Below are 22,228 nucleotides of genomic sequence, written 5' to 3'. Positions count from 1 at the left end.
TGCAGTTCGCGCCGCAGAAGAAATTGGCGCCGCTTTTATCAAAGCCGCTATGCCGCAATCCATCGATGACTTTGTGCAGATCGCTTGCGGCACGCATGTCCCGATTGTGCTCCTCGGCGGAGAGCGCACCGACTCGCTCCCGGCGCTTTTTGAGAGTATCGCGCGCGCAATGGACCTTGGTGCATCAGGCGTCGCGATGGGACGCAATATCTGGGGGCAGGATAATCCGCGCGAAATCCTCGAAGCGGTCGTTGGGCTTGTGCATGGAGGATGGGATATCCAGAAAGTTATAGCACATTGCGAACATACGCATTGATATTCCGCGGGACTTCCTTTTTCTTTCTGTATACAGCCATTCTGTAGCATTGATCCGGCGTTTCATCCTTGCGATAAATTGCATTGCACAGTAAAATAATGCGCCGCTCTTAGGAGCGGCGCCAGTTTTATCTAAAATTTGTTTGTGCCATATCAGGAGGACCTCCATGCTCGAAACAAAAATGATCGTCAATTTGTCCAATCGGCATATTCATTTGTCGCACGAGGATGTCGAAGCACTGTTCGGTAAGGGATACCAGCTCACAAAAACAAAGGATCTCATGCAGCCAGGCCAGTTCGCATGCGCGGAAACAGTGGCCATCAAGGGGCCAAAAGGCCAGTTCGAAGGTGTGCGCATTCTCGGCCCTGAACGCAAGGAAACACAGTGCGAAATTCTTGCGAGCGATGTGTTCAAGCTCGGTGTTCCGGGCTGCCCAGTGCGCGAATCCGGCCAGCTCGAGGGAAGCTTTCCCTTCGAGATCATCGGACCCAAGGGCTCGGTCAAGAAAGAAAAAGGCCTTATCATAGCCAAGCGCCATATTCACTTCGATCCGGAATCCGCAAAGCGCTTCGGTGTGGTCGACAAACAGCTCGTTGCTCTGAAAGTCGGCGAGGAGCGCGGCGCAATCCTTCTCAATGTCGTATGCCGTGTGCATCCGACGTATGCGCTCGAATGTCATCTCGATTTTGACGAGGGGAACGCGCTCGGCATCGGAAGCGGCGTGACTGGCGAAATCGTTCATCTTTGAGCGCCGGCCGGCGATGGAGCAGCGCGTGAGCAAGATCATTCTGAAAGCTGAAGACCTCGACGGCTATCTCAGCGCGAAAGATCTCGATTACCTGTCGCAGATGGATTCGCTGTACCGTCACGCAATGGTTTCGTTCAACATCCTTTCGACCAGCACTGCGGAATCGCAGAAGCACCGCGAAGAGCAAACGCTTATCGACCTCTACAACCGCATGGGTTCGCTCATGCAGGAAATCTGTGCTGCCGAGCCGCGCATTCAGGTATATTCTTTTGTCTCGCCGCAGGAAACGCATGGCGAGGTTTCGCGCCTCATTGCAAAGCTGCGCGATGTCAACACCGGCCGGCAGGAATTCGTCTACTATATCCAGCGCGCGTTCGAGCTTCTTTTTACGCTTGCATTCGGCGTGTCGGGCCGCACCAACAAGAATTATCTCATCGTGCGCACGCCGGTTACCATCCCTGTGCAGAATTTTGCAGTGCATAAAATCCCGAATGTCGACGATGCAGTCCACGATACGGTGATGTGCGTCATGCTGAGGGGAGCCCTCCTGCCATCGATGATTCTTTCCAAGGAAATCCAGGAATATTCATCGACCGGCTATATTACACCGTTCGCGCTCTTCAAGATAAAACGCGACGATACGAAAAGCGAGACCACAATGGAATATGTGCTCGACCTCGATCACTCCTACTTCGACTTGGCTCAACTCGATGGCAAACATCTTTTGTTCGCCGACCCGATGAACGCGACGGGCGGCTCCTTAGTCACGGTTGTGAAGTACCTTCTCGAACAGGGCGTGAAGCCGGCTTCCGTCAAGTTTTTCAATGTCATCAGCGCGCTCAAAGGGAGCCTGCGCGTGGTGCGCGCCATCGACAACATCACGATTTACACGCTCTGGATGGATCCAAGCCTCAACGAGCGCGCGTACATCATGCCCGGCCTTGGCGACGCCGGCGACCGCATCAACGGCAGCGATGAGGAAGGGCATCCCCGCGACATGCTGAGGCTTGTGGCTGATTATGGGACCAATATCACCGGCCTGTATCGCTCACAGCTGCGCATTATCGAAGAAACGGTGCTACGACGCCGCTCATAAAAGCGTATATGAGGAAAGATCCTCAGCGATTTATGCTCTTCCGTGGGCAGGATTGCCTTGTGCCCGCGCAGGCTGCCGGGCAGCTGCAATCTATGGCTGAATCCGCAGATTCAACAGCTGCTTCTGGGGCACATTTTCCGAATTTTCCGGAGATATCGCCTGGCTCGGTCTCCTGGCCGGCCGGAGCGATCCCCCTTTCGCTCTTTTCGGCCAAGCCCGATGGCTACTCATATTCCGTTTTTGTGTTCCAAGGCGTGGTGTATGGCGCGGTGCTTTTGAAGGACGATGACGAGCCTTTTGCAGAAGTGGCCAGTCTTGGGGCATTTGTTCCCTTCCCCTCGCGGCAACTTGCGCTATCTTTTTCTTCACACCTCGGGCGCTTTGTCTTGCTGGCGCGGGCGCATGCCCAATGGGCGGCAGTATCGCGCTTTTGCGGGGCTTGCGGTACGCCGCTTGTCGATGCAAACGGCAATGAGGATGTCCGGGAGCCGCTCGATGACCATGCCTATGGTACGCGGTTTTGCCCGTGGTGCAAGCGTTTGTTTTTCCCCCGAATGTCCCCTGTGGTGATTGTGCTGGTTCGACGCGGCAAAGAGATTCTGCTCGAGCATAATGTGCGGTTTCCCGGCAACCGGCATAGCCTTGTGGCGGGCTTTGTCGAAATCGGAGAAACCTTGGAAGAAGCTGCTGCGCGCGAAATCCGCGAAGAAGCTGGCATTGAAGTAAAAAACCTCAAGTATGTGCGATCACAGCCATGGCCATTTCCCGATTCGCTCATGCTGGGCTTTGTCGCGGACTGGGCAGGCGGGGAAGCGCGTCCCGATGGCAAGGAAATCGATCACCTCGATTGGTATACCGCGGACAATCTCCCTGAACTTCCCATGAAAGGCAGCATTGCGCGCTGGATAATCGATACATTCATGGCTGGCGGCTTTTCGGATTTCTAATATTTTTCAATGCTTCGATATCTTCAAGAATGATCGTTCTTCCTTCCATATCGATGAGCCCATCACTGCGCATGTGCGACAGCTCGCGCGAGAGGCTTGGCCGCGCGACGCCCATGAGGTCGGCCATTTTTTCGAATGAAGGCTCGACCCGGATGCTAATTGGCTGTTGCAAACTTTGTGGACTTTTCTGTATCGCTTCGGGTGCATCCGGCTCAAGGCTTTGATCTGTTGTAGAGCTGTCCCGCAGCATGGTGTGCTGAGCCTGTGCTTTCCTCACGAGCCAATCCGCAATGCGCTGGCGGAGCGTTGCAAAGCGCGTCAGCCTCAGCCGCTCGCTCAGGAATTGAACCCGAGCGCCACTATCGGCAAGGAAGCTTTCCAGAATAGCCTTTTCGCTCATGCACATTTTTATTATTTCTTCTTTAGGAAATGAAATAATGCGACAATCGGATTGAGCGCCGACCGTTACTGGCAGAACTGGCTTCGGCGAAAACAGCACGGCGCTCGCAAGCGCTTCCACTGGCGCGAAGGTCTCGACCCGCATGCAGCGGCCTTCGTTGTCAGTCATTTCGGCATATGCGGAACCATCCAACAGAATATAGAGCGAAGCATACACACATCCTTGTAGAAGGATCAGCCCGCCCTTGCGGAACTCATGTTCGCGGTATCGGGCAGCCTTCATGAAGTCTGCAAACCGTTCAATAGAGACATTGCGAAAGAGATTGCAGGTCGCGAGCTTCGCGATTTCGCGGTCATTCATTGTGGCAATTCTTGACCCCAGTTGCGTGTCTTCACAAACGATTTTACACTATGTGTCAAGGAGTGCTCCATGGACTTCAGCTGGAAATTCGTTATCGATGCAGGGCTTATCTCGATCGCCCTCGTGTTTGCCACCTTCTTGCGCTCGAAGATTACGTTTTTACAGAAATATCTGGTTCCGAACGCACTGACGGCCGGCTTTCTCCTTCTGCCAATCTATAATTACCTGCTGCCACCTATCGGCTATGCAACAAACCGATTGGGTGATCTTGTCTATCACTTGCTCAATATTTCCTTTATCAGCATGTCGCTTCGTTCCTCGCCGCCAAAGATCAAAGGCTCGCGATCCAATGGAGGCGTGCTCGGGATGTCGGCGGTGATTCTATTTGGCTATGCGTCGCAGGCGATTCTGGGCCTTCTCCTTACGCTGTTTTTCCTGCCCAAAATCCACCCCGCATTCGGCTTGCATTTGCCGCTTGGGTTTGCGCTGGGCCCTGGGCAGGCATATGCGATTGGCAAGGGCTGGGAATCCATGGGCTTCGAAGGCGGTGCCTCTGTAGGGCTTACATTTGCCGCAATCGGCTATCTGTGGGCATGCTTTGGCGGGATGCTCCTTATTCATAAAGGCATCCGGAAGGGCTGGATGAAATCTGACCAGCTGACTGCTATGAGCGACAAGGCAATGCTCACCGGCATTATACCCCGGGAAGCCGAAAAACCAATTGGCGCACAGCTCACCACCGATTCCGAAGCAATCGATTCATTCAGTTATCATGCGGCGCTCGTCGTATTTGTGTATTTTTTGAGTTTTCTGTTTTTGAAGGGTCTGACCCTTGTGCTTGGTTTTGCTGGAAAGGCAGGAATGGAACTTGCGACAAACTTGTGGGGCATCAATTTTATTTTTTCAGCGATTATCGCTATTATTGTCCGCAAAATCATCGACGCGCTCAAATTGGGATATGTGCTGGATGACAACAGTCTGACGCGTATCTCAGGCATGGCGGTGGACTATATGGTGGCGGGCGCGCTTGCAGCCATTTCGCTCGTCTTTGTCGGGAAGTACTGGTTTCCAATCGTCCTCATGTCCACACTGTGTGGTTTTATGGTCTACTACACGCTTCCATGGGTATGCTCGCGCATTTTCAGAGATTTCCGCTTCGAGCGCATGCTCATGTTGTATGGCGTATCGACCGGAACGCTGTCTACGGGGCTTGCCTTGCTCCGTGTAATGGACCCCGAGTTCAAAACGAAAGTTTCATCGGATTACATGCTCTCCGCGGGGCTCACCTTTGTGCTGGCGCTGCCATTCATCTTGGCAATTAACCTGCCAGCCAAAGCTTACACAAGCGGCTCAATGACGCCGTTCTGGATATTCATCGCCATTGCAGCGGCATATCTGGTCTTTGTCGCTGTCGTCTACTGGATTCTTGCTCGAAAACGGCGCTTCGCCATGCCGAGCGACAATTTCTACCGCCCCGGCAAATGAGAGTGCGAAAGCTCATGCAATAGCCCGATGGCATCGGCATATTTTCTGCCTGATGCCTTCGGGTCTCCAAATACAACGCGATAGACATTCATGCCCTGATAGAACTCGAAAAAATTCCATTTGAGGACGCCTTCCGCTTCCACGGTGTCAAGCGGAAAGATGAGGGGGCCGGTGGCGCCGCCCGGTTTGTGGGCATCGCGGAACTCGAGGCGGTCGATAAAAAGATCGATGCGCCCGCGCAGCATCGTTTTCATCGAATCAATTCGCTTGCCTTTTTTTAGCTGGATATTCTCGTCCGAGAAAATCGGATCCCAGCGGGCAGCGCGCAGCCATTCAGCCAATTCTGCTTGCATGAATGCGCTTTGGAGCTTGTCCCAGTGCGCAATGGATTCAAGGAAGGGCTCGCTGCTGAATGGCGGCAGAAAAACAGGATCAGCGCTTCCAGGCGGCAGTGCGAATGAGCCATCGGCGCCATATTCCACCGAAAAATCGCAGCGATCGCAGGCGAACCTGTTGCCGTTGCTGTGCAGACTCGCTTTGGCGCCGCACTTCGGACATATGTAGAGCGCAAGTTCGAGGCTTTCGGCACCGCGCGCGCTTTCGAAGCGTATCGCTTCGCGCTTGCACCATTCTGTGTCATCGTAGGCGAGCGCATTGTTCAGCGCTGCGTCGATGTCGGCAATGGGCGTGGTGCGCAGTTGCTCGGGCGTAAACAATACTGAAAACGCAATTTCGACCTTGCTGGGGCGGCGGACATGCGACCAGCGCGGCTTTGTCAGATACCCACCCTGCGTTTTTGCAAGCACCACCGGCACGCGCAAAAGGCGCAACAGCTTCGCGCTCGAATAAAATGCAGGGAAGGGAGTGCCGGTCCAGGTACTCTGACCTTCGGGATACATGCCCACCACGCCATGTTTGCGCCGTATGATATCGACAATCCAGTTGACGGTTTCGATATCGGGGATGGCTTTGGATTTGGGAATGCTGCCAACCAGCTTGATAAGGAGAAATCGCATAATCGGGCTGCGCATGTTTCCGTCGCTCGCAACCCAATGGATAGGGAAGGGCACAAATGCATTGGCGATAAAGGGGTCCAACAGAGTTGTGTGATTGCCGACAAGGATGAAAGGCGGCTTCAATTCTTTGAAAAGCTCAGCATTGATGGCGACAATTCGATAGGCTCGCCTGAGCCACAGACCATACGTGTACCGCATCAGCCACGTGAAAAACTTGAAGTTTGTCGGATGATACCGTCGTGCATGAATCATGGCAAAAATCCTTGTTTTTATGATAGCGGCTGCTGTATGCCAGCACAAGAAGGGTCAGCACGGAGCTTTTTGCGCAATGCATGCAAATAAGAGTGGCGCCACATTTTTCATGAAGCGGGCAGTTTGGCACCATAGCGGCACCACCCCGCGCCCACCTGAAACAAATCGAATTGTGTGCTATGTATTCCTGCAATATGGATTTTGGAAAGATATTCGAACAATGGCTCGAAGCTCACGATACTGTCGATAAAGATGCACTTGCTCAGCCAGACCCTGAAGACGAGCGCGCCGCATCCATTTCAGCCTACACGCGATTCAAACGCATGCGCCCCCAAGCCGAAATCGACCTTCATGGTATGCGCGAACCGGAAGCACGCCAGGCTGTACAATCTTTTCTAGCGCGCTGCGCAGCCCAAGGTTTGGAGAAAGCGAGCATTATTCACGGAAAAGGAAACCATTCGCGGGAAGAGCAAGTGCTGGTACATGTTGTTCGGGAAGAACTCGAGCAAAATCCGCATGCAGGTGAATTCTGCTTTGCGGACGGTCAGAATGGGGGCAGGGGGGTCACCTGGGTGCGTATCAGACCGCTGTCTATTTCTCGCGGTAAATGATGCGTCCGCGGTTCAGATCATACGGAGAAAGCCCGACTTTTACTTTGTCGCCGGGAACAATTCTGATGTAATGCTTGCGCATTTTTCCGGAAAGATGCGCAAGAATGATGTGTCCGTTGGCCAGTTCGACACGGAACATGGTATTCGGAAGGGCTTCCTTGACAATGCCCTCCACCTCAATCGCTTCTTCTTTAGCCACACATACTCCTATTTCGATTCGCTTTGCCGGCAGCGAGGCTGGCACATGCAGAAAGCTCGAGACATACTATCTCTTGCGCCCTGCGCGCAGGTGAAATACTATGAGCCAATGCGCCGAATGTCAACATGACAGCAGCCTGCCTTTGCTGTACATCTTGACATTTTCGGTGATTCGTTGCATTGTGCCCATCCACTGCATACTGGTTTTTTTACCAGTTATTGATGAGGGGGAGAGAGATGGATAATGCCTTCATCGAGAGAATGAAAAATCTCTTGCTTACGCAAAGACAGGAAATTCTGGATACCATCGCCGAATCGAACGAACAGCTCCGGACTGTGCTGTCCGAAACTGACCCAAAAGATTCTGCGGATATCGCGTCGGATGACATCGACCGCATTATGATAGAGGCTCTCAGCTCCCAGGACCTCAAGCGCTATCGGGCGATCGAGGCAGCGCTTTTGCGTATCAGCCAGGGGCGATATGGGCTCTGCGCGAAATGCGGCAAGAAAATTCCGCAGGAAAGGCTCGAGGCGATTCCGTATGCTGTTCTATGCGTTGAATGTCAGAAGAGCGACGAACGCAGGAATCGCTAGCGCGACCGCGCAGCCTCGTCTATCGAGATTTCTTTCCAGACCCCGGGCGCGTCGAGATACCAGAGCGACTGGTATCCGGCCCTGCGAGCGGCATCGATAGCCGCATGCTGATATGTTCCGATATGCGATGGCGCATGGGCATCGTCTCCCAGCGTGAGCCGCAAACCCCGCTCGTGCATTCTCTTTAGAATACGAACCGACGGATATGCTTCGTGGTGTTTGCCGCGTGCGATGCCGCCGGTATTTATTTCTGCAACGAGTTGTTTTTCAGCCGCAAGCTCCACAGCCTGGAATGCGGCGTCGAGGTATGCGGGATCCTGTTCATCAAACCAGCGCCCATCAGGGTTATTCTTTTTGACCAAATCGAAGTGCCCGATTATGTCGAATCCGCCGCGGGCAATCATTTCTGACATGTACTGCCAATAGCGCTTCCAAATCCTTCGGTAATCGCCATCAGGCTCCCATCTGAGCACATTCCGTGCGAATTCTTCCTGCGGTTCATCCACTGTGAAGGGCTCTTCGCCAGGAGCGGTGATGTAGTGCACCGACCCGATACGGTAATCGAGGCCAAATACATCATAGGCAGGATTGTCCGGCATAGTGATGCCAGGCGCATAATCAGTCTCGAGCCCAAGAAATATTTTCATTCCCTTTGGCTCGAACTCTTGCGCGAGCGCGCGCACGGTTTCGACATAGGACTGCGCGCGTTCCCATGGCAGATTCCATCTCGTTTTGAAGGGAACAGGGGCATGCGCAGAAAATCCAAGATGCGTGTAATGATGCGCGAATGCTGCCTCTGCCATTGTGCGCGCGTCCGCTTTGCCGTCGCAAAACGTGCTGTGGGTATGGAAACTGAATGCCATGGCTCATACTACCATCAGCTGCCTTTGGATTTCTACGAGTCGCGCTTGCATATTGGCTGCATATTGACTGAATACCGAGCCTTTTCTACTATGAGATCATGAATGACCCGGATTCCCGGTCGCTCCTGGAAATGGCTAGAGGACAGGTTCGGCATCTTCTTTCTTCGTTGCCGGATATTGTCTATATTCTCGATGAGCAAGGGCATTTCGTCTTTTTGAACGAGGCTGCAGCGCTTCTCGGTTATGAGCCTTCCGCCCTTATCGGGAAGCATTTCAGTGTGATCATTCATCCGGAAGACAGGCCGAATATTTCTCGGGATATTGTTGTCGAAAAAATCCGGCAGGCAAACAAATTTCCGGAAATCGCACCAAAGCTGTTCGATGAGAGAAGGTCAGGCGAGCGCATGACGCGCGAGCTCGAAGTGCGGCTTGTCCACCGCGACGGACATATCATCTATGGACTCGTCAATGCGTATGGCGAAAGGGATATCGATGTTCCGCTGCTTGCTGATCTTGTTGGCAATGCCCATACCATTGGCGTCATCCATGATATCAGTGCAATGCATCTTTACCAGCAAAGCCTTGAAGAATCCTTGGCCGCAAAAGAACAGCTCTTGCGCGAAATCCATCACAGAGTAAAAACAAATCTTCAGCTTGTTGCCAGTCTGGCACACCTGAAACAGCTTGATTCGGCAAGGCGCGATACATCCGAGGTTCTTCGCGAGCTTGAAGCACAAGTGAAGAGCATCGCGCTTGTCCATGAAGCGCTGTACAATTCCGAGCAAATCGACCGCATTTCCGCGGGCAAATTTTTTGCGCAATTCTGTCATGCCGCCGAAGAAGCGCTCGAATCAGTTGGCTCAACCGTCCATTTGCGATTCAGTTCCACTGATTGCTCGCTCGATCCCGACAGACTGGTGCCGCTTGCGCTTGCTACGCTCGAGATTCTTGGCGGCGCGTATCGGTTTGCTTTCGAAAAAAGAGCTGAAACCGAGATCAGGCTTGACTATCGATGCCTTGAAAATGGCGAGCAGGTGCTGGAACTGGAAGGCGAAGGGATGCTGTCTGCGGCAGACTCCATGGTTCTGCATGCTCTGTTGCGACAAGCCAATGCGAGGCTGGAAACAGAAGTGAAAGAGGGGGCAAGGCAGCGCTGCCGAATGGTCCTGCTGAACCATAGCGAAAAGGATGCAGCAGAAAACCGCGAGCAGGGGCGCGCCGAATAGAATGGACTTGTCTATATATTATAAATTATATATTATAATTACTATATAAGCCTAAACAAGAGGAGAGAGCACATGTCACAGCCATATGATTTTGCTATTATCGGAGCAGGAGCGGCAGGCCTTGCTGCAGCCCAATACGGCGCGCGCGCGAATCTCAAAACCGTGGTCATTGAAGAGATGGCGCCTGGCGGGCAAGCGCTGCTTATCGATGCGCTTGAAAACTATCCCGGCATTGAAGAGCCGATTTCCGGCTATGACCTCGCGGAACGCATGCGGGTACAGGCGGAGCGCTTCGGAGCATCGTTCATCGATGCGAGCGTTTCGAATGTTCGCAAAGAAAACGGGCGTTTCATTGTCGAAACGAGCAATGGGCCTGTAGAGAGCCTTACCGTGCTTGTCGCAACCGGGGCCAAACATCGCCAGCTTGAAATACCCGGCGAACAGGAATTCATGGGGAAAGGCATATCCTACTGCGCTACCTGTGACGGCCCCTTTTTCAAAGGCAAAAGAATGCTTGTGGTTGGAGGCGGCGATGCTGCATGCGATGAAGCGACATATCTTTCCAAATTGTCGGATCAAATAGTCATGATTCACAGGCGGGATCGCTTCAGGGCACAGAAGGCGCTTGCGCAGAGGGTACTGTCCAATCCTTCGATTCAGGTGCGTTTCAACACCGTTGCAAAAGAAATTCGGGGAGACACCAAAATCCGTTCGGTGCTCCTGGAAAATGTGCTGACGCATGAAATAACCGAAGAGCCATTCGAAGCTGTTTTCATATTCATCGGTTCGATACCGCAGACTGAATTTCTCAAGGATACGGGCGTTGCACTGGATGAAACCGGCTATATCATCACTGATTGCACGATGCAATCGAGTATTCCTGGCTTGTTTGCCGCAGGCGATGTGCGGGCGACTCCCTTCCGCCAGGTGATTACCGCTGCTGCCGATGGCGCCATTGCTGCGCATGCAGCCGCGAACTACATCGATGAGCAGCGAGGACAGGCATACCGCTGATTTTTTGCACATTCCTTGTTTCGTGTGCTAAGGGGCTGCGTTGCCGGAGGCGAATGCAATGTGGACGAGCGCCCGCGCTCTTTTGATGGAGGAATCGATTCTGAGCTTCCTGCGCACGCGAGAATATGAATGTGTGCAAGCCGGCGAGGCGGTGCAAAGCGCGCGTTCGGTTCCAGCTGGCCCTCCGCTTTTTCAGATTTATGTTCATCGCCATTCGCGCACAGCTGCATTTGAAGCTATCGATGGCATTGCGGTGCAGTGGCTGGATGGAGCAGTGCATCTCATCCTGCCGCCTTCGCCCCATGACGATGCTGGGCTTGTTGCGCTCCTGAAAGATACATCGAATATCCGTCGCATTGCAGGCACAAAGCATGCAGTTATGAGGATCACAGGCAAGATGCCCAGTATGAACTGGAACCATGCATTATTTTTGCTTATGCAATTGCCGCATGCGCAATCATCGCATTCGCAACAGCCGCATTCGCAGCTGTTGCGCCAAAAGCACGTAAGCGATACGCCAAGAGTGGATGGAGAGCCTGTTCGTTGCGTCGATGCGTCGTTCGAGGATCTTAATGCCCTTGTCAGCCTCCATTTGGAATACGAGCGCGAAGAGCTTGCCCTATATTCAGCCGATGCCTCCGAAACTGAAATGCGGATGCGTTCGCTGCTTGCGAATCAGATTGTATGTATGGCCTGGGCTGGAAACGAAGCGATTGGCAAAGTAAATACCAATGCGAGAGGGATTTATTGCGATCAAATTGGCGGTTTCTATGTAAAAAAGGAGTGGCGCTCCATGGGCATTGGAACGAATCTTCTCCTTTATTTATTGAAAAAGATCGAAGCAGAAGGCCGGCACGCAGTGTTGTTTGTGCGGCATGACAACCTCGCAGCGCTACGAGTGTATCAGCATCTGGGATTCCTTGCGGTGGGAGAGTATGCTATCAGTGTTGCGAGGCAGCACATATGAAAAAATCGACCAACTACTGCACTTTCGAAACAGTTTTGAAAATACCTGTTCATCTTGTATGCGGCATCGATGAGGCGGGGAGAGGGCCTCTTGCAGGACCGGTCGCCGCAGCTGCAGCCATCTTGTCACCAGATTTCCCCATGGAAATACTCAATGATTCGAAACGAATGTCCAAAGCGCGGCGCGAAAATGCCTTTCAGGTAATCACGGAAAAAGCGCTTGATTGGTCGGTAGGGTGGGCTACAGTCGAAGAAATCGAGCAAAGAAATATTTTGGGTGCGACATTGCTGGCAATGGAGAGAGCGTTTCAGGGGCTCAGGAAAATGCCTGCTCTTGTGGTGGTAGATGGCATATTCACCCCAACGCTGATGGCTGATGGCGCGGCAGTCGAAGCAGCGACAATGCCAAAGGCAGACGGCGTTGTCCCTGCGGTGATGGCTGCTTCAATCCTGGCCAAGGTCGCGCGGGATCATTGCATGGATTGTCTTGACCAAACTATGCCAGGCTATGGCTTCAGAGTGCACAAAGGGTACCCCACGCGATTGCACAGAGAAGCAATTGCAGCGCTGGGCCCCTCGCGGTATCACCGTTTGAGCTTTCAGCTCCTGGCTCAGGAAAGTCCGCTGCTTTTCGATCCATCCGGAGAATGAGGCTTTCTCTTTATGACAATGCGGCGCGGGCTTTTACGCAGGGTTTCAGAATTTTCGGCATTTGCGGCGCCTTCGGAATTTGCTGGATGTATTGAGCTGGCAGGGCGCCTGGCTACAGCATGCATTGGCCTTTCGCCGTGCAATCTTCCATCGTGCGGCCTGGAATCAGGCTTGGATTTTAGCTTCTGGCCTGCTTTTTCCATATAGCCTACCGCAGTTCTGAAGGCGCGCATAAAGCCTTCAAGATTCTCGTTAAAAACAACGATCGAGCGCCGGTCGAAGCTCTCTGTTTCCGTAGGCTTGCTTTCAACCACGCTGAGAAAAAGATCGCCATTTCTATTTTCTTTAACATTAAAAAAATACGTTCTGCCTTCACAGCTGAATCTGGTCGAGAACAATTCACCGCGGATACCCATCTGAACTCCTTTGAAGCCGGCCTATCCTACAATATCCTGCGCCTTGGAGACAAGGAGATCAGCCTGCATCACAAGTCTTGTATGCCAACTGCGAAGCCAAGCTTCATCTTCGCTTGAACCATTTTTGATATCGACGGCGATTCTGAATACCGGTTCCGTCCCTGATCCGCGCATCCAGAGGAAAGCCCTTGCTTCTCCTGCGTGCGAAAAGAGCACGATTCTAAGGCCGCCATTGCCAGAGGCGCCGAAATCGGAACCAATCTCTTGTTCGTTGGCCCCTATTGTCGCAAGCGCTTTCCATGCTGCAATGCCGAATCGAGCCGCGAGCTGCGGTTGCATGCGCGGCCATTCTTCAAGGAAGAGCCTCTGATACGCATTTTTGAGCGCGACTTTGTCATTTGAAGCAATTTTCAGCGCTGCATAGGGCTCGAATGCGCTTGTTGTCGCCCATTGCGGCAGGCTGTCGATAATGTCCTCAAGCTCATAATCGGGCCGATATCGATCGGATGCGCCGATTGCATCGAGCCAGAGGTTGAAGCATGTTTTTCCGCTATTTGCATCGCCAAGTCGAAGAAGTCTGACTATCGATCCAAGCGTAGAAAGGGGATCGCGCACTTTGGAAGGGTGGGTAATGTTGCCGCCATTCGAGCCTTCCCCGAGAATGCGGACAACCCAGCCTTCGCTGCGCAGTTTTTCCGCACATGCGACGACATTGGCCTCTCCGGTCTCCGCGCGGAAAACTTGGGCACCGAATAGTGCGGCAATCGCTTCGATTCGCATACTAGTCGCATCATTCACAACGACCGCTACAGGGCGCGTTTCGCCTTTCCACTTGAGATAGGCAAGCTCGGAGAGGCACGCCAGCGCGAAAACCTGTTGTGCTTCGAGCGGAACCGCGCTCTGCAGCATCCTGCTGTGATACACTAGATTTCCCCGATCACCGTCGCAATCCGGCACATAGCCAAGCATGAAGGCGGGATTTTCTTGGTGTGCCTCAGCGAGAGCGGCTCGGCAATCCTCGAGCGAATCATTTTCCGGGACAATGCGATGCGCAAAAATCCCGGGCTCGACATTGAGCATTTTCGTCTGCAGCGACAACGCCGATAGCCAGTCCTGGTCAATGCTTTGCGTGCGTGCTGAACCGTTGAGCTCCGCGACAACCCCCAGCGGGCGCTTTTCACATGCCGTTGCGATGGCCGACAGAACCTCTTCCTGCCTTTCGAGCGAATCTTCGTCGGTAAAAACCCGATGCGCAAAGAGCATATAGGCCGACTGCGAAAACCTTTTCCAGTGCGCGACGCTTTCGTAGCATTGCGCGAGCGCACGTGGGTCGGCTTTGCTGATCGCAGCGAGCGCACGCGAAGGCGAATCGGGATCTGCGATGAAAGATTTGAGCGCTGCGATCATGGGTGCAATCTGATTCCCTGTCAGGACCCCGCCTCCGATGCCGAACTTGAGGCCATTGTGCCCTGGCGGGTTATGGCTTGCGGAAATGTAGGCAAAGGCGTCTGCATGCGCTTCGTTATCTAAAGGAAGGCTCGTTGTCTGTGCTGCAAATGCCATGATCTCCGGCGCTGGCACTATAAAAAGGTAGCGAACCGAACAACCCTCACCAATCAGCACCCGGGCAAAGACATCTGCAATTGCAGGCCCTGTGGGCCTTGTATCGATGCCGAGCAATACAATCGGCGCGCGGCCTTTGCATTGCTCTTTGATGAATGAAGCGAATACGAGCGCCATGCCTGCGACGATGACGGCATCTGCCGAACTGATTGTGCGGGAAAGCGAGTTTTCAGCACTCCGGTCGTAAGCCCACTGGGCATATGTGTCTTCTGTTGAAGGATCCGCAAATACCTTTCGCCATCCGGACGCGGAGAGGATGAGCGATCGGGCTGCATTCTGTATATCTTCCGACGAAGGGAGATTTTCTCTGGAAAGAGGAATTTTGTTGGGGTCCGCGATCGGCAGGCCTAAAATCGGGTGGATGATACGTGACATTTTCTGCTCCTGGCTTTATTGTAATGGTTTTATGGCCACTTGGGCAAAGGGCTCTGACTGCAAGCATAGCGCGGCCGCTTGCCGCTTTCTGCGCACCTTTACCGAAATTCCCCCAGGCGCTATAGTGATTTTACGATGATAGGCTTTTTTGAGCATATACTGTTTCTGATCCGCGGCGTAAAAACATATGCGCTCGTCGGTTCCTCGGGCACAGGAAAAAGCTTCCGCGCCAAGCTGGTGGCTCAAAAATATGGCATAGATCTTATCATCGATGATGGCTTGCTTATCCGCGGTGACCAGATCATAGCAGGTCGCTCGGCAAAAAAAGACCCAACCTATCTTGGCGCGGTAAAAACCGCGCTCTTTGATGAACGAGAGCACAGGGAACAGGTATCGCGCGCGCTGCAGCATGAACGCTTCCGTAAAGTGCTTGTCATAGGCACGAGCGAGCGCATGGTGCAGAAAATCTGTGAGCGGCTTCAGTTGCCGCACCCGGTCAAAGTCATCAAAATTGAAGAAATTGCAACGAAAGCCGAGATAGAAAAGGCTGTCCAATCGCGCAAAGTCGAAGGCAAGCACGTCATCCCTGTCCCTGCGCTTGAAATCAAGCGGAATTATCCATCGATTTTCTACGACAGCGTGCGCGTATTCCTGAAACGCAGCTTTGGTGTCGGGGCTACGCTTCCCAAATTGTACGAAAAATCGGTGGTGCGCCCTGAGTATGCCAAGCGCGGCCGTGTAGCGATTTCCGAAGCAGCGCTTTCCCAGATGGTGGTACACTGCGTCAACGAATTCGATCCGAACGTACGCATCATGCGCCTCGCGATTCGCAATGATACTCAGGGATACCGCATCACTGTTGTGCTGGAAGTTCCCTTTGGAACCAGGCTGGCGTCAAAAATATATTCTCTGCAGGAATATATCGTCGACAGCATCGAAAAATTCACAGGAATTCTTGTGGCTGAAGTAAATATCGTTATTGACAGGCTCGCGGTACGGCCTCAGAAAGAGCAGAAATGGGGTCGGGCTATTGACGCCCGCAGGCAGTCTGTGTAGTATTGCGCACATATGCGGCAGTATCGGCAGTAATTCTGCAGTAATCGTTTCCAAGGAGAACAAAGGTGCCCTGTGGTAGAAAGCGAAAGCTCAAGAAAATAGCGACGCACAAGAGAAAGAAAAAAAGAAGACTGAACCGGCATAAAACCCGCAAATAACCGCGCCGCAACAATAGTCTCAGAGAGGCTGTCCTCCTCGTTTTCGAGGAGGACAGCCTTTTATTTTATTCGCGATGCGCACAGGCAAGGATGGCAGGCGTGTACAATGGCGCGCAAGCGAGCGCAGCGGGTGCTTGATAGTTGTTGGGAGCGCGCAGGGTGATGCGCGAACCGGGCGTGTTCTGCGATGCGCTCAGAACCCTCGCCAAAGTTTCAATTATTGAAATGGCCTTTCAAAATTTGCAAATTTCGCTTGCGTTTCTCCATATCAGTGGTATACTACATATACTACTCTACATTTCGGGAGTTGCTGCATGTCATTGGCTATCCTCGTCATAAATCCTGGTTCTACAAGCACGAAATTTGCGGTATTCGAAGGCGGCACGCGCATTCTCGATCAGAGCATCAGCCATTCGGCCGAGGAGATCGCTCGATTTCCTTCTATTGCTGCCCAGTATGAATTCAGGGAAAAGGCCATCCAGGATGTGCTGTTACAGAAGAACTTCGATGCAAAGAAGCTCGGTGCGGTAGTGGGAAGAGGAGGCCTTTTGCATCCGATTCCTGGTGGCGTATACCGGATCAATGAAGGCATGAAAGCAGATCTCCTTGCGGCGAAATATGGCGAGCATGCGTCGAATCTCGGAGCTCTCATCGCGGATGCGTTTGCGCGCCCTTTGGGAATTCCCGCGTTCATTGCCGATCCTGTCGTTGTCGATGAGCTCGATGATGTTGCCAGAGTATCCGGGAACAAGCTTTTCAAACGCAACAGCATTTTCCATGCGCTGAACCAGAAGGCGGTCGCGAGGCGCTTTGCCAAAGAGCGAGGACGGTCCTACGAAGAATTGAACCTTATTGTCGCGCATATGGGAGGCGGCGTTTCGATCGGCCTGCACCGCCAGGGCCGCGTTGTCGATGTCAACCAGGCGCTCAATGGCGAAGGGCCTTTCTCGCCCGAACGTTCCGGCACGCTCCCCGCAGGCGACCTTGCCAAGCTCTGCTTTTCGGGCCGGTACACCCAGCAGGAAGTGCTCAAGATGATCACTGGCAAGGGGGGCATGGTGAGTTTTCTTGGCACAAACGATATGCGCGAAGTCGAGCGCATGCGCGAAGAAGGCAATAAAGAAGCGGATCTCTACTACAGGGCATTTGTTTATCAGGTTGGAAAATATATTGGCTCGCTCGCGGCAGCGGCGTGCGGGAAAGTGGATGGCATTATTCTGACCGGCGGCATCGCGTTCTGGAAAGAATTGACCGACCGGATTACGGAAATGGTGTCCTTCATCGCCCCTGTAGTTGTCTATCCGGGCGAAGGGGAGCTCGAAGCGCTCGCCCTTGCTGGCCAGATGGCGCTGTCGGGCGAAATCGAAATAAAGGAGTATGTGCCATGAAACATATTTCCGAGATTATTGAAAAAGCGAAAACATTCGGCAGGCGGAAATTGGCAGTTGCCTCCGCCCAGGAATCTTCTGTGCTGGAAGCGGTTGTGGATGCCTACAATGAGGGCATCGCGGAACCAATTCTTGTTGGGGATCCTGCTGCTATTCGGGCTGCGGCAAAGGAAGCGAATGGCGGCAAAGGCGTCGATATTTCCCGTTTCGAGCTTATCGAAGAGGCCAATCTAAGCGCAGCGGCAGCTAGGGCAGTCGCCTTGGTCCGTTCCGGCGAAGCAGCATTCCTCATGAAAGGCATTATCGATACGAGCCTTTTATTGAGGGCAGCACTTAACAAAGAAAGCGGTATCAATGCAGGCAGGCTTGCAAGCCATGTCGCGGTCATGGAGGTGCAGACCTACCACAAGCTTCTTGTGCTCACCGACGCGGCGCTCAATATCGCACCAGACCTTCCAGCCTTTGTGGACATTATCAACTCTGCTGTCGTGGTTGCGAACGCACTTGAAGTGAAAACCCCCAAAGTGGCCCTTCTCGCCGCCGTCGAGAAGGTCAACCCCGACAAAATGCCCTGCACGGTAACCGCCTCGATCCTGACCCAGATGAACCGCCGCGGCCAGATCAAAAACTGCATTATCGACGGCCCGCTCGCGCTTGACAACGCAATCAGCGCCGAAAGCGCGCGCATCAAGAAAATCCAGTCGGATGTCGCCGGAGCCGCTGATATCCTCGTTGCTCCGAACATCGAAGCGGGCAACATTCTTTACAAATGCCTGCTCGATCTTGCCGGCGCAAAAGGTGCAGCAATCGTAATGGGCGCAGCTGTCCCCATTGTCCTCACCAGCCGCGCGGATACCGCAGAAACCAAATTGGCTTCGATTGCTTTGGCCTCCCTCTTGGGAAGCACGAGCCTTCGGGCCTGAAATATAAGGAGAGTCGAATGGCGATAAAAGGATCTGTCGAGATTGACAGGGAACGCTGCAAAGGCTGCCAGCTCTGCATCCGTGCCTGCCCGACAAAGGTGCTCGGCGTCGATACCGAGCCTAATTCCTGGGGATATTTCCCCGCAAAAGTAATCGCGGCCGACAAGTGCATCGCATGCGGGAACTGCTTTGCAGTGTGCCCGGATGTAGCGATTACCGTCTATAAACTCTGAGGGAGAAGGATATGGCTGAAGAAATCCGCCTTATGAAAGGCAATGAAGCAATCGGTGAAGCTGCGGTCCGTGCAGGATGTCGTGCCTATTTCGGCTATCCTATCACTCCGCAGAATGAACTGACTGCGTACATGGCAAAACACATGCTCGCAAAAGGCCGCACATTCATCCAGGCTGAGTCTGAAGTAGCGGCAATCAACATGGTCTATGGTGCAGCATCCACAGGTGCACGTGCAATGACCAGCTCGTCGAGCCCCGGCGTGTCGCTCAAGCAGGAAGGGATTTCGTACCTCTGCGGTGCCGATCTTCCGGCTGTCATCGTGAACGTTGCGCGCTCCGGCCCGGGCCTTGGGGGCATTTCGCCAAGCCAGGGCGACTATTTCCAGGCAACACGCGGCGGCGGCCATGGCGACTACTACACGATCGTCCTTGCGCCGAAAGGCGTGCAGGATGCGGCCGACCTCACCTACGAAGCATTTTCGATCTCCGAAAAATGGAGAGTGCCGGTGCTGATCCTCGCTGACGGGCTCATCGGGCAGATGATGGAAGGCGTAGTGCTTCCTGAGCCGATCGACCCGGCGACTCTGCCACGCAAGCCATGGGCGGTTGGGCACGCCGTTGAAATGGGCAGGCCCTACAACCATGTAACCAGCATGAATCTCGTGCCAGACGAACTCGAGGCGGCAAACCACGCGCGCTATGCCCGCTATGAGCGTATCAAGAAAGACATCAACCGCTACGAAGAAATCGATGTTGAAGATGCGGATGTCGTGTTCGTGGCATATGGCACTTCTGCCCGCGTTTCGCACGGTGCGTTGCAGATGGCGCGTGCAAAAGGCATGAAAGTCGGGCTATTCCGCCCGATTTCGCTGTGGCCCTTCCCCTATGCGCGCCTCCATGAACTTGCCGAAAAGGGAAAGCGCTTCCTCTGCGTCGAAATGAGCATGGGGCAGATGATCGAAGATGTGCGCCTGGCAGTGAACGGGAAAGCGCCTGTGTATTTCTATGGCCGCTGCGGCGGCAACATCCCCAGCCAGGAAGAGGTGTTCGCCGAAGTGGCGCGCCTAATGGGCAAATAAGCAAAGGAGCAGACTATGGAACTAGCATACGGGCATCCCAAAAGCCTTAAACCGATCCAGACAAAATACTGCCCCGGCTGCGGCCATGGCGTAATCCATCGGCTGATCGCCGAAGTCGTCGATGAAATGGGGCTTCAGACCAAAGCAATTATCACGAACCCTGTCGGCTGCTCGATCTGGGCAGACCTGTATTTCGATTTCGATTCCGTACAGCCGGCGCACGGTCGAACCCCGGCAGCGGCAACCGGTATCAAGCGCATGCTCCCCGATCACCTCGTGATCTGCTATCAGGGCGACGGCGACCTTGCGGCCATTGGAACAGCGGAGATTATCCATGCGGCGAACCGCGGCGAAAAATTCACCACAATTTTTGTCAACAACGCGATTTACGGCATGACCGGCGGTCAGATGGCGCCGACCACGCTTGTCGGTCAGCATGCAACCACCGCGCCAGAAGGACGCGATCCGGGCGTGGCTGGCATGGGCTATCCCATCCGCGTCTGCGAGCTCCTTGCAACGCTCGAAGGCACGAAGTACCTTGCGCGCGGCTCTGTCAACAACATGGTAAATATCAGAAAAACAAAGAATTATATTCGCAAAGCATTCGAAGCACAGATGCGTGGTGAAGGCTTTACCATGGTCGAGATTCTCTCCCAGTGCCCGACCAACTGGCAGATGAACCCTGTCCAGTCAGTCGAATGGCTCGAGAAGAACATGATCACCTACTATCCGCTTGGCGAGATAAAGAACACGCTTAATGCCACGGCTGGCGCACCCGCCACAAGCCCGGCAAAGGCGAACTGAAAGGAGCATCCCATGACCGAAAAAACCTTTATAGCAGGATTTGGCGGACAAGGCGTTATCTCGTTGGGACAGCTCTGGGTATATTCCGCAATGAAGGAAGGCCTCAAGGTGACCTTTTTCCCGTTCTATGGCGCGGAAAAACGTGGTGGCATCGCGCGCGCATCAGTCATCGTTTCGAACGATGAGATTACGAGCCCCCTTGTGACCAGCGCGGATTCTGTCGTTGTGATGAACCAGGACTCGGTCGAGATCGGCGAAAAAGTCTGCAAAGAAGGGGGCACGATTTTCGTGAATTCCAGCCTTGTCAAGAAAGACCCTGCGCGTCCCGATGCGAACATTGTTCATGTTCCCTGCAACGATATCGCGCTCAAGCTCGGCGATGTGCGTATCGCAAATATGGTGATGATGGGCGCCTTGAGCAAAGTGACAGGGGCGGTCAAGCTCGATAATCTGGAAACTGTCCTCAAGAGCTTTTTCCCTGCGAGCAAGCACTCGCTTATTGCGCTCAACATTGCAGCGGTGGAAGAGGGCAAGAAAGCAGTGTGAGCTGTGGGGCGCTATAGTAGAGAGGCAATATCGTTGGCCGCCCTTTTCAATGGCTCGACAAGCTCCTGCCTGAATGCTTCCTTCGCGCCGCGCGGCAAAACATAGGGCGAGGCGAGCGCTGCAATACATGATCCTGATTGCGTGCAGATTGGCACAGCTAACGCATAGACGCCCTGCACGCAATCGATGTCCTTGAATGCGTACCCTAGTTCCATGATTTTTTGTCGTTCCGTGGCTGCCAGGATTGGGGACTGGGCATATGCCAGCAAAAGGCGGCCTGAAGCCGTGGAGCCCGCTTTATAGAGACCCGGCCGGATGCTTATTCTGACAATTTCCTTGCTTTCGATCTCAAAAATGACATGTAGCATTTCTTCAACCAATACGCTGAGGTGAACCGAGGCGGCTGTTTTTTCCGCAAAGGAGCGCATTGGCCCTTCCGCGCGGTTAATGAGGATTGTCTCGCGGTTCTGGTCCGCAAATTGGTAGATTTTCGGGCCGGGCATGTAGCTGCCTGCGCCATTTCGGATGAGATATTGCTCTGCCGACAGATAGGTGACGGTTCTTTGTACCTCAGAGACTTTATATCCAAGGCGCTCGGCAATCTGGCTCATCGTGATCGGCTCGCTCGCAGTCAACATAAACTCGATTATCTTTAGGCCTTTTTCGAGGGCAGGCACTTTTGTATTCATATTCACAGTATACCATCAAGGCGGATTTCGGTAAATAAATGTCAAAATGCCGCGCTGAAAATTATTGCTAGGTGCTTGAAGTTTCCAAATGAATACTTGAATGCTGCTTGCAAAAAACTGGCAGGCGGACGCAAATATTGTAATAAAAGCTTGACGGCAGCTTTTTATCATTTATAATAATTTTTATCGTAAGTG

The 22,228-nt window shown here is 53.3% G+C and carries 24 protein-coding genes and 1 pseudogene; 18 read left to right on the top strand and 7 right to left on the bottom strand.

All coding sequences use genetic code 11. The features are described 5' to 3' along the window. The 4 genes and pseudogenes from GAP13_RS01570 to nudC all read left to right on the top strand — a co-directional run. Window positions 1–316: pseudogene (locus tag GAP13_RS01570) on the top strand (hypothetical protein); the annotation flags it as partial. Between the two features lie 166 nt (window positions 317–482). Continuing rightward, complete coding sequence (locus tag GAP13_RS01565; RefSeq protein WP_158905471.1) at window positions 483–1,064, top strand: phosphate propanoyltransferase; 582 nt, start codon at window positions 483–485, stop codon at window positions 1,062–1,064. A 25-nt stretch (window positions 1,065–1,089) separates the two neighbouring features. Then, entirely contained in the window at window positions 1,090–2,160 is a 1,071-nt protein-coding gene (locus GAP13_RS01560) for a uracil phosphoribosyltransferase (protein ID WP_158905469.1), read from the top strand. Between the two features lie 8 nt (window positions 2,161–2,168). Then, window positions 2,169–3,107 carry an NAD(+) diphosphatase gene (gene nudC / locus GAP13_RS01555; protein ID WP_158905467.1) on the top strand — a complete coding sequence of 313 codons (939 nt, stop codon included), beginning with the start codon at window positions 2,169–2,171 and terminating at the stop codon, window positions 3,105–3,107. On the opposite strand, the gene GAP13_RS01550 is transcribed toward nudC, so the two are convergent. Continuing rightward, on the bottom strand, window positions 3,079–3,867 hold the full coding sequence (locus tag GAP13_RS01550; RefSeq protein WP_158905465.1) for a Crp/Fnr family transcriptional regulator: 789 nt from the start codon (window positions 3,865–3,867) through the stop codon (window positions 3,079–3,081). The genes nudC and GAP13_RS01550 overlap by 29 nt on opposite strands. A 69-nt stretch (window positions 3,868–3,936) precedes the next feature. Between GAP13_RS01550 and GAP13_RS01545 the strand changes: the two genes are divergently transcribed. Further along, entirely contained in the window at window positions 3,937–5,352 is a 1,416-nt protein-coding gene (locus GAP13_RS01545; protein WP_158905463.1) for a sodium/glutamate symporter family protein, read from the top strand. On the opposite strand, the gene GAP13_RS01540 is transcribed toward GAP13_RS01545, so the two are convergent. Continuing rightward, entirely contained in the window at window positions 5,334–6,620 is a 1,287-nt protein-coding gene (locus tag GAP13_RS01540) for a lysophospholipid acyltransferase family protein (protein WP_158905461.1), read from the bottom strand. The genes GAP13_RS01545 and GAP13_RS01540 overlap by 19 nt on opposite strands. A gap of 194 nt (window positions 6,621–6,814) precedes the next feature. Here GAP13_RS01540 and GAP13_RS01535 point away from each other — a divergent pair, with 194 nt between their 5' ends. Beyond that, window positions 6,815–7,231: a Smr/MutS family protein gene (locus GAP13_RS01535; protein WP_158905459.1), complete on the top strand. Its 417-nt coding sequence runs from the start codon at window positions 6,815–6,817 to the stop codon at window positions 7,229–7,231. Here the strand turns inward: GAP13_RS01535 and infA are convergent. After that, window positions 7,212–7,430 carry a translation initiation factor IF-1 gene (infA, locus tag GAP13_RS01530; RefSeq protein ID WP_158905457.1) on the bottom strand — a complete coding sequence of 73 codons (219 nt, stop codon included), beginning with the start codon at window positions 7,428–7,430 and terminating at the stop codon, window positions 7,212–7,214. The two genes, GAP13_RS01535 and infA, sit on opposite strands and share 20 nt — an antisense overlap. 236 nt (window positions 7,431–7,666) lie before the next feature. On the opposite strand from infA, the gene GAP13_RS01525 reads away from it, so the two are divergent. Continuing rightward, a complete protein-coding gene (locus GAP13_RS01525) occupies window positions 7,667–8,023 on the top strand; it encodes a TraR/DksA family transcriptional regulator (RefSeq protein ID WP_158905453.1) in 357 nt (118 codons plus the stop codon). On the opposite strand, the gene GAP13_RS01520 is transcribed toward GAP13_RS01525, so the two are convergent. Further along, window positions 8,020–8,886, bottom strand: coding sequence for a histidinol-phosphatase (locus tag GAP13_RS01520; protein WP_158905451.1), 867 nt, complete (start codon window positions 8,884–8,886; stop codon window positions 8,020–8,022). The two genes, GAP13_RS01525 and GAP13_RS01520, sit on opposite strands and share 4 nt — an antisense overlap. Window positions 8,887–8,984: 98 nt before the next feature. Between GAP13_RS01520 and GAP13_RS01515 the strand changes: the two genes are divergently transcribed. The 4 genes from GAP13_RS01515 to rnhB all read left to right on the top strand — a co-directional run bounded on the left by GAP13_RS01515 (window position 8,985) and on the right by rnhB (window position 12,743). Next, the gene (locus GAP13_RS01515; RefSeq protein WP_158905449.1) at window positions 8,985–10,112 is read left to right on the top strand and encodes a sensor histidine kinase; all 1,128 of its coding nucleotides are present in this window, start codon (window positions 8,985–8,987) and stop codon (window positions 10,110–10,112) included. A gap of 72 nt (window positions 10,113–10,184) precedes the next feature. Then, entirely contained in the window at window positions 10,185–11,126 is a 942-nt protein-coding gene (trxB, locus tag GAP13_RS01510; protein ID WP_158905447.1) for a thioredoxin-disulfide reductase, read from the top strand. Between the two features lie 58 nt (window positions 11,127–11,184). Beyond that, the gene (locus GAP13_RS01505; RefSeq protein WP_158905445.1) at window positions 11,185–12,093 is read left to right on the top strand and encodes a GNAT family N-acetyltransferase; all 909 of its coding nucleotides are present in this window, start codon (window positions 11,185–11,187) and stop codon (window positions 12,091–12,093) included. Then, window positions 12,090–12,743 (top strand): ribonuclease HII, encoded by a 654-nt coding sequence (gene rnhB / locus GAP13_RS01500; RefSeq protein WP_158905443.1) that lies wholly within the window; start codon window positions 12,090–12,092, stop codon window positions 12,741–12,743. Before GAP13_RS01505 ends, rnhB begins: the two co-directional genes overlap by 4 nt. Here the strand turns inward: rnhB and GAP13_RS01495 are convergent. Together GAP13_RS01495 and GAP13_RS01490 are read right to left on the bottom strand one after the other, a co-directional pair. Then, window positions 12,704–13,159: a DUF3276 family protein gene (locus GAP13_RS01495; RefSeq protein ID WP_158905441.1), complete on the bottom strand. Its 456-nt coding sequence runs from the start codon at window positions 13,157–13,159 to the stop codon at window positions 12,704–12,706. The genes rnhB and GAP13_RS01495 overlap by 40 nt on opposite strands. A gap of 21 nt (window positions 13,160–13,180) precedes the next feature. Next, window positions 13,181–15,157: a phosphatidylglycerol lysyltransferase gene (locus GAP13_RS01490; protein ID WP_158905439.1), complete on the bottom strand. Its 1,977-nt coding sequence runs from the start codon at window positions 15,155–15,157 to the stop codon at window positions 13,181–13,183. A 135-nt stretch (window positions 15,158–15,292) separates the two neighbouring features. Between GAP13_RS01490 and GAP13_RS01485 the strand changes: the two genes are divergently transcribed. From GAP13_RS01485 to GAP13_RS01455, 7 genes are all read left to right on the top strand, one after another. Then, complete coding sequence (locus GAP13_RS01485) at window positions 15,293–16,213, top strand: AAA family ATPase (RefSeq protein WP_158905437.1); 921 nt, start codon at window positions 15,293–15,295, stop codon at window positions 16,211–16,213. 472 nt (window positions 16,214–16,685) lie between these two features. Further along, window positions 16,686–17,759: a butyrate kinase gene (gene buk, locus GAP13_RS01480; protein ID WP_158905435.1), complete on the top strand. Its 1,074-nt coding sequence runs from the start codon at window positions 16,686–16,688 to the stop codon at window positions 17,757–17,759. Continuing rightward, entirely contained in the window at window positions 17,756–18,682 is a 927-nt protein-coding gene (locus GAP13_RS01475) for a bifunctional enoyl-CoA hydratase/phosphate acetyltransferase (RefSeq protein ID WP_158905433.1), read from the top strand. The genes buk and GAP13_RS01475 overlap by 4 nt, the downstream gene beginning before the upstream one ends. A 17-nt stretch (window positions 18,683–18,699) precedes the next feature. Next, window positions 18,700–18,915, top strand: a complete 216-nt coding sequence (locus GAP13_RS01470; protein ID WP_158905431.1) for a 4Fe-4S dicluster domain-containing protein — start codon at window positions 18,700–18,702, stop codon at window positions 18,913–18,915. An 11-nt stretch (window positions 18,916–18,926) separates the two neighbouring features. Next, window positions 18,927–19,994: a 3-methyl-2-oxobutanoate dehydrogenase subunit VorB gene (gene vorB, locus GAP13_RS01465; protein ID WP_158905429.1), complete on the top strand. Its 1,068-nt coding sequence runs from the start codon at window positions 18,927–18,929 to the stop codon at window positions 19,992–19,994. Window positions 19,995–20,009: 15 nt separating this feature from the next. Further along, complete coding sequence (locus GAP13_RS01460) at window positions 20,010–20,798, top strand: thiamine pyrophosphate-dependent enzyme (RefSeq protein ID WP_158905428.1); 789 nt, start codon at window positions 20,010–20,012, stop codon at window positions 20,796–20,798. Window positions 20,799–20,810: 12 nt separating this feature from the next. After that, entirely contained in the window at window positions 20,811–21,344 is a 534-nt protein-coding gene (locus GAP13_RS01455; protein ID WP_158905427.1) for a 2-oxoacid:ferredoxin oxidoreductase subunit gamma family protein, read from the top strand. Window positions 21,345–21,355: 11 nt separating this feature from the next. Here the strand turns inward: GAP13_RS01455 and GAP13_RS01450 are convergent, their stop codons facing one another. Beyond that, the gene (locus GAP13_RS01450) at window positions 21,356–22,033 is read right to left on the bottom strand and encodes an IclR family transcriptional regulator (protein WP_158905426.1); all 678 of its coding nucleotides are present in this window, start codon (window positions 22,031–22,033) and stop codon (window positions 21,356–21,358) included. Window positions 22,034–22,228 lie beyond the last annotated feature (195 nt).

The organism is Rectinema subterraneum (assembly GCA_009768935.1).
GTDB lineage: Bacteria > Spirochaetota > Spirochaetia > Treponematales > Rectinemataceae > Rectinema > Rectinema subterraneum.
Note: the sequence above shows the minus strand (reverse complement) of the source record. Positions and strands in the feature narration are given on the sequence as shown.